This window comes from Kitasatospora sp. NPDC049285, from assembly GCF_040678815.1.
Taxonomy (GTDB): domain Bacteria; phylum Actinomycetota; class Actinomycetes; order Streptomycetales; family Streptomycetaceae; genus Kitasatospora.
Genome location: NZ_JBFAQR010000082.1, coordinates 21,010 through 27,397, shown reverse-complemented (window position 1 = coordinate 27,397; position 6,388 = coordinate 21,010). Strand labels below are relative to the sequence as shown.

Sequence of the window (6,388 nt, the reverse complement as noted above, 5' to 3'; positions counted from 1 at the left end):
AGAAGATCTACCCCGACAACCCCGGCCTCGACGAACTCCCGTCTACTTCATGACCGTTGGCGCACCACCACTACACCACCCCACGGGACACGACCACCGGCTGGCGGCGCAGCTTCGCAGAGCAGTCAGGGACGGCACGCCGAGCGCGCCCCTCGGGCTCGTGACTGCGGCCTGCGGGACGCCGATGGTCCAGAGCGCACTCTCGGAGGCCTGGACGCTGGCGGTCAGCACCGGCGGCCGGCCCCGGGCACGGTCAGCCTTGCGTCGCCGCCTCATTCTTCCGCTGCCGGCCGCAGAGGCCGCGTGCCTGCTCGATCTGGCGGATGCGCACGCTCTTTGGCCGTTGACCGCCGCCGAGTGTGCCGGCCGCGCACGGAGCGGAGATCCAGGCGAGCGGCATGCGGCCTTGCGTTACCTCTCCGGAATCCCCGGCGGACGCCACGTGCTGCCGAGACGCCCGCACAGTCCGTCGGACCCGTACGAGCTGCTGCTGCTGTCGGCGGCCTGGGAGCGGTGCGAACCCGGCACCGCGCTGGGTGCCGATTTCCGGAGAGCCGTTCGAAACCTGCCCGCGCGTCCCGGCGGCGGCCTGGTCGCAGCGCAGTCGATGCTGATGGGGCAACTCGGCGAGCCAGGCGTCGGCCTGAGCGGCGGTATGAGCGTACTGATCGCTGGGCTTGGCGATGCCATGGCGCAGACCGATCACGTCTCGCGAGTCCTCACCGTCGTCCTCATGGACTCCGCCGGCCTTCACGGATCCGACGCGCTGGTTCAGCAACTCGGCACCGGCCACTGGGCGATCAGGATTCCCGTGCCCGATGCCGAGGCAATGGAACCGGCGACCGCGATCCGCCACCGTGCTGCGATTTCGTGGTGGTCGAGCCGCCTGCTGGAACTGCCTGGCGCTGCTCCGGACCTCCTGCACGCACGCTTTGCAGACGACAGCTCCCTTGCCATGGCGGACGCGGCTCGCCGCTGCGGCTCGCGGTTCGTGTTCACCGTGACGCCAGATCCCCACCGGACCATGGCAGAGCGGCATCACGGCGTGCCGGTTGCATCGGGCGACGAACCCGCCTCAGCCCTGAGGCTGGACCTGCACAAAATCTTCGTCGGCGACCGCCTCGTTGCCCGCTCAGACCTCCTGGTCACGATCCCCTCTCGTACGGACTCTCCTGCGCTGTCGGGCTACTTTCCCGAGCTGGCCAAGACGTTCGGCGCAAGAAGGATCGCTGCACCCCCCGAGGGGATTCCTCCTTTTGTTCCTGGCGCCGGCGACGACGAGATCACCGATTCCCTCATGACTCGGCTCTTCTGTGGCGGCAGCCACCCGGAGGGCATCGACCACACGGCGCGCGCCATGCGCCTGATCCTCAACGTCGGCCGCCTACACCCTGTCAAACAGCAGGACCTGCTCGTAGAAGCCTGGCTCGAGTCAGGCCTTCACCGATCGACCACGATCCTCCTTATCGGAGGGTCGGGCCGTGAGGCCTCCACACATGTCGAGAGGGAGATGCGAGCCAGAATCAGCAAGCTGCTCTCGCGCGAGCCGGATGCCCGCCGCCACATCGCCATCTGGCCGGCCCTGCCCAACCGCCACGTCCGGATCCTCGAACGGGCACTCGCCTCCGGCCGTTGGACCGGTCCCGCCCTGTATGTCTGCCCCAGCACGAAGGAGGAGTTCGGCCTCGCCCTGCTCGAGGCCATGGACTCCGGGCTGGCTGCCGCCGGACCGCTCCGCGGTGGCGTCTCCTACTACATCGAGGACGGTGTGAACGGCTTTCTTCTTCCCACGGACTCCGTCGGCACCCTGGCGGACCGGCTGACGAAACTCCTCGGCCTCCCATCCAGTGGGCTGGCGGACATCGCTGCCGCAGGACAGAAGAGTGTGACCGCCCGCTTCTCGGCGTCGGCCATGGCCGAGTCCCTCGCTGCCGAGTACCACGAACTCATGCGGGCTTCACCATACCCACGGCAGTCCACGGGCCGACGATAAGAGGCATCCACCGACCTCTCCCTCGCCTGCGCACAGCTCGTCCAAGTCCTGACTTCGCGTCAGCTCTTGCTCCGTACGCCTCGGTTGACGTCGGCACAGAACCCGACGTTCGGTCAGGACGGCGCACATATCGATGCCCTGCCGGGCCCTGGGCGCAGCCCCCACAAGGCCGGCAACAGGCACCGTGTGATGGCCTCGATGCTGACCTGTCAAAGAGCTCCGGCCCCGGCATAAGCCCTTGGGTAAAGCTTTGCGACGTGAATGGAAATTACATCTGTTGCACGCAACGAGGTAGCTGTAACGTCCGGTACGCGCAGCCTCCCCCGCGGCTGCGCTGCCCCACACACAGGAGACTCGTATGCGCCCAACCCTGTCCGGACTCCGGTCCGCCAGATCCGCCGCCTTCCTCTCGCTCGCCCTCACCGCTGCCGGGGTGAGCGCAGTCGCAGCGCCGCAGCACGCGCACGCTTCGGTGACCCGCATCCGCCTCGGCAGTTCCACCGACGTGTCCCGCACCTCCTGGAACGGCCCCGCGTTCACCTTCAACGGCGACGGCGCCGTGGTTCCCGACACCGCGACAAAGGCGATCGCCGCCATCACGGGCGGAAGCGGAAGCATGGACATCACGGTGCTCGCCGACTCCGCCGCCACCGGCACGAGCCAAAGCCCCGAGTGCGATGTGTTCATGGGTCTGTCCGGCGTCAACTCCTGCACCACCGACGTCGTCGGTTCCGCCGCCGACGGCAACAACTCACAGGTCAACGCCGACGTACGCAACGCCGAGTTCGTGTACTTCGCCGGCGGCAACCAGTGCGTCTACGCCTCCTGGAAGGGGACCTCGCTGCAGGCCTCCGTCCAGTCCGTCATCACCAAGGGCGGCGGCTCCGGCGGTGGCAGCGCCGGACACCACATCAACAGCGCCATCGTCTACGACGCCTGCAACGCGAGCACCGACTCCCCCACCGCCCTCGCCAACCCCTACGACAGCAGCGTCACCTTCACCACCGGCATGTTCACCTGGCCGAACTACGCCGACACCATCAACGACTCCCACTTCGTCACCCGCGACCGCATGGGCCGCACCATGGCGTTCGTCGCGCGCGCCGTGAAGGACGGCCTGACCACGTCCGGCAAGGCATGGGGCGTGGGCGTCGAGCAGGGCGGCGGCTCGCTGTTCCTGGACAAGAACGGCCTGGCCACCCTCTCGGGATCGGACGCCTACGTCGTGCTCGGCGACCACCAACCCGAACAGGCCGCATCCGGCAAGCCGCTCACCTACTCGAACTTCAAGATCTGGCACCTGACCGCCGGACAGACCTTCGACTTCAAGAATCGCCCCTCCTGCGGCTACTACACCCGCAGTGTGCACAGCGGCACCCCCGACGCCAACCTCTACTCCGGTACCCCGATCACCGATTGCGGCGGCGGGGGCGGCGGCGGCACGGGCTCCTCGTACACCGAGGCCGAACCGAACGACAGCACCAGCGCCGCCGACGACATCACCGGCCTCACCTACCCCGCGACCGTCACCGGCAGCATGAAGTCCACCTCTGACCGCGACTACTACAAGCTGTCCCTGACTGCAGGCCAGACCGCCACCGTGACCTGCACCATCCCCGCCGCCTACGACGCGGACCTGTACTTCATGAACTCGAGCGGCAGCACCCTGACCCGCTCGGTCAACAACGGCAAGGGAGTCGGCGAGTCCCTCAGCTGGACGGCAACCAGCAGCGGCACGTACTACGCGGACCTGGAGGCCTACAGCGGCGCGGGCAGCGCGACCTACTCCTGCAGCATCGTCAAGAACTGACTCCCAGCGAGCAGGGAGACCGCGGCTGCTCGGCCGTCAGCGTGACCCGATGGGGGCGTCGAGGCGGGACGAGGAGCAGGTTCGGGTCGGTGTGGGTCTTGTACGCGGCGCTCGCGACGTACACCGTGCCGGCCCTGACCGCGATCGAGGTGGGGTTCTCCAGGCCGTGCTCCGGCCCGAGCACCGTGCAAACCGTCCCGCCGGAGTCGACGCGGACCACCTGTTCGCCTCGTTGAGTACAACCAGGACCTCGTCGCCCCGGCCGGTGAAGTCGAAGTCGTCGACCTTGGTCAGCCCGTCCGCCCTCACCCGCTCGGACCCGAACACCAAGAGCCGGCGGGACAAGCTGACCCCCGATCAACTCGCCGCCCTCGCCGAACACGGCATCCAGTGGGCGTGAGCGGGCTGGGTAGGGCTGTTTCGGGTGGTGCCGGGGATGGTGGGCAGTCCGGCAGGGGCGTTGCCGCGAAGGGGTTGTGTGCGCGTGGCGATCCGGCGGCGCGCACACCCGGGGGCGGGGCCTGCAGTGTGGTGCACCAGGGTCCCGTCCCCACTCGCTGGGTGGCCGGTGTTCAGGCCGTTGTGGCGGGGTGGTGCCGGGTCAGAGGATGACCAAGCCCGCGCCCGAGCAGGCCGTGGCCGAACCCGCTGTGGTGGCGGCCGTAGGCGGTGGGCTCCCGGCCCTCGTCCTCGCTGCTGTAGCAGTAGTGCTCGCTCTCCGAGTAGGAGACGTGCTCCGTCGAGGCGGTGACCTCGTGGTCGTAGGACTCGGAGACGCTGCCGGCCGAGGCGGCCGCGGCGGAGACCGCGACCAGGGCGGCGCCCGTCACGGCGACGGCGGACAGACGGGCGGTGCGCTTGGTCATCGTCGACCTCGTCCATCGGTTGCGGGCGGCACCATAGCGCCCGGGGCCGCGGTCGGGCGGAAGTCGACGCTGATGTCCTCGCAGGTCTTGAAGGCGGCCGCGGTGGCGTAGGACGTGTAGGCGCGGCGGTCCGCACCGGTGAGCGGCATGTCGTCGGCGAAGGGGGCCGCAATGCCGCGCGGCCACAGGTGCCGGGTGCGGACCGCAGCGCTCTCCGCGCAGACGACGAGGGTGAGGGCGCCCAGGTAGATCCAGGCCATCAGGCCCAGCACGATGCCGAACAGCCCGTACGTGGCGGTCGCCCCGCGCAGCACGTGCCCCACGTAGTAGGCGCCGACCGCGAGCAGCGCCTGCCAGGCCAGCGCGGCGGCCAGCGCCTCCGGCCACAGCAGGCGAACGCGGAGGTGGCGCCGGGTCAGCAGCTTGAAGCCGAGGAGCAGGAGCCCGGTCTCGAGGGCGACCGACGCGGGGACACAGCCGACCCGCACACCCCACTCCAGCCGGGCGGACAGGCCGTGCGCCGTCGCGGTGACGGCGGCAGAGACGCTCGAAGCGCCGACCGCCAGACCGAGCAGCCCCAGCAGGGCGAGCCCGCGCAACCGTGCGGCCACGGCCGTGGGCCGGCGATGCTCCGGCACGGCCCACACCGTGTTGAAGGCGTTCTGAACGGCCTGCGCCACGCCCAGTGCCCCGTACAGACTGCCCGCGGTTCCGACGCCCAGGGCGAAGCCACTGCCGTGGAACGAATGGATGTTGTGCGCGACCTGGTCCCCGATGACGGGGAACTGACTGAGCGCCGAATGCAGCACCTGCTGCTGCAACTGGGCGTCGCCCCGGAGCGAGAACCCCAGCACGGTGACCAGCAGCAGGAGCATCGGGAACAGGGAGAGGAAGCCGTAGTACGTGATCAGGGCCACCAGGTAGGTGCCCTTGTCGTCGATGAACTTGTAGACCACGCCCAGCGTCATTGCCACCCAGCGGTGGTGCCGTTGGAAGGCGTCGAGTCTGCCGAGCACGCTCATGGACCACCGTTCCCGAACGAGGGCCGAAACGCCGTCACGCCTCGGTGGGCGAACCGGACACGGCGGCCGCCCTCGCCGCAGAGCCGAGGGGCGCGGGCCCGACCGGCCTGACCGGCCGGTGGGGCTGGCGGGTGTACTCATGGCGGCTGACTTCTTCCGGTGGAGAGAGCGCGGCCCTGGGCGCATCGGGACGATGTGCCCAGGGCGGTGGCAGCTCAGGAGCGGGCGTACTACCAGCGGTACCAGCGGCTGCGGCTGCCGGAGGCGTTGGTGCCCCGGGCGATGAAGCCCAGCAGCCAGAGGACGAAGACCACGATGGCGACCCACCAGAGGATCTTGAGTGCGAAGCCCGCCCCGAACAGGAGCAGGGCCAGCAGGAGAACGAGAAGAACGGGAACCATGTGAGTGACCTCCACGTCGTGTGATGGCCTTCGGCTTCCCCGTCTTGGCGCGGGCATGCACACGCGTTCACCCGACCGTTCGCCACGTGCGCGGCATCCCGCCGGGCCAAGGCGGCCTGGCTGTACCCGAGGCCGTCCCGGCCGGCCTGTCGTGCGACTGTCGGTATCGCTGATCCATGGTCAGGAGGGCTCACCTGGCGGGCGCAGCTCGACCTAGGGCGCAGCGGCGGGTCCAGCCGGTCCGGCGGAGCGGAGGGACCGGGCGGACGTCGCGTGCTCGCCGGGGTGCCGTTGGT

The 6,388-nt window shown here is 69.4% G+C and carries 7 protein-coding genes; 3 read left to right on the top strand and 4 right to left on the bottom strand.

Going from position 1 to position 6,388, the window contains the following annotated elements; translation table 11 throughout:
- Positions 1 to 184 precede the first annotated feature (184 nt).
- Positions 185 to 1,993 (top strand): glycosyltransferase, encoded by a 1,809-nt coding sequence (locus AB0K51_RS31805; protein WP_363461210.1) that lies wholly within the window; start codon positions 185 to 187, stop codon positions 1,991 to 1,993.
- A 358-nt stretch (positions 1,994 to 2,351) separates the two neighbouring features.
- On the top strand, positions 2,352 to 3,803 hold the full coding sequence (locus tag AB0K51_RS31800; RefSeq protein ID WP_363461208.1) for a pre-peptidase C-terminal domain-containing protein: 1,452 nt from the start codon (positions 2,352 to 2,354) through the stop codon (positions 3,801 to 3,803).
- Here the strand turns inward: AB0K51_RS31800 and AB0K51_RS31795 are convergent.
- A complete protein-coding gene (locus tag AB0K51_RS31795) occupies positions 3,793 to 4,023 on the bottom strand; it encodes a hypothetical protein (RefSeq protein ID WP_363461206.1) in 231 nt (76 codons plus the stop codon). The genes AB0K51_RS31800 and AB0K51_RS31795 overlap by 11 nt on opposite strands.
- A gap of 45 nt (positions 4,024 to 4,068) precedes the next feature.
- Between AB0K51_RS31795 and AB0K51_RS31790 the strand changes: the two genes are divergently transcribed.
- Positions 4,069 to 4,203, top strand: coding sequence for a hypothetical protein (locus AB0K51_RS31790; RefSeq protein ID WP_363461204.1), 135 nt, complete (start codon positions 4,069 to 4,071; stop codon positions 4,201 to 4,203).
- A 172-nt stretch (positions 4,204 to 4,375) separates the two neighbouring features.
- On the opposite strand, the gene AB0K51_RS31785 is transcribed toward AB0K51_RS31790, so the two are convergent.
- The 3 genes from AB0K51_RS31785 to AB0K51_RS31775 form a co-directional block, all read right to left on the bottom strand.
- Entirely contained in the window at positions 4,376 to 4,669 is a 294-nt protein-coding gene (locus AB0K51_RS31785) for a hypothetical protein (protein ID WP_363461202.1), read from the bottom strand.
- The gene (locus AB0K51_RS31780) at positions 4,666 to 5,691 is read right to left on the bottom strand and encodes a YhjD/YihY/BrkB family envelope integrity protein (RefSeq protein WP_363461201.1); all 1,026 of its coding nucleotides are present in this window, start codon (positions 5,689 to 5,691) and stop codon (positions 4,666 to 4,668) included. The genes AB0K51_RS31785 and AB0K51_RS31780 overlap by 4 nt, the downstream gene beginning before the upstream one ends.
- Positions 5,692 to 5,921: 230 nt before the next feature.
- Positions 5,922 to 6,092 carry a hydrophobic protein gene (locus AB0K51_RS31775; RefSeq protein WP_363461199.1) on the bottom strand — a complete coding sequence of 57 codons (171 nt, stop codon included), beginning with the start codon at positions 6,090 to 6,092 and terminating at the stop codon, positions 5,922 to 5,924.
- Between the last annotated feature and the right edge of the window lie 296 nt (positions 6,093 to 6,388).

Coding starts and splice junctions, on each gene's coding strand:
- AB0K51_RS31805 (WP_363461210.1), top strand. CDS start 185: ATGGTCCAGAGCGCACTCTCGGAGGCCTGGACGCTGGCGGTCAGCACC.
- AB0K51_RS31800 (WP_363461208.1), top strand. CDS start 2,352: ATGCGCCCAACCCTGTCCGGACTCCGGTCCGCCAGATCCGCCGCCTTC.
- AB0K51_RS31785 (WP_363461202.1), bottom strand. CDS start 4,669: ATGACCAAGCGCACCGCCCGTCTGTCCGCCGTCGCCGTGACGGGCGCC.
- AB0K51_RS31780 (WP_363461201.1), bottom strand. CDS start 5,691: ATGAGCGTGCTCGGCAGACTCGACGCCTTCCAACGGCACCACCGCTGG.
- AB0K51_RS31775 (WP_363461199.1), bottom strand. CDS start 6,092: ATGGTTCCCGTTCTTCTCGTTCTCCTGCTGGCCCTGCTCCTGTTCGGG.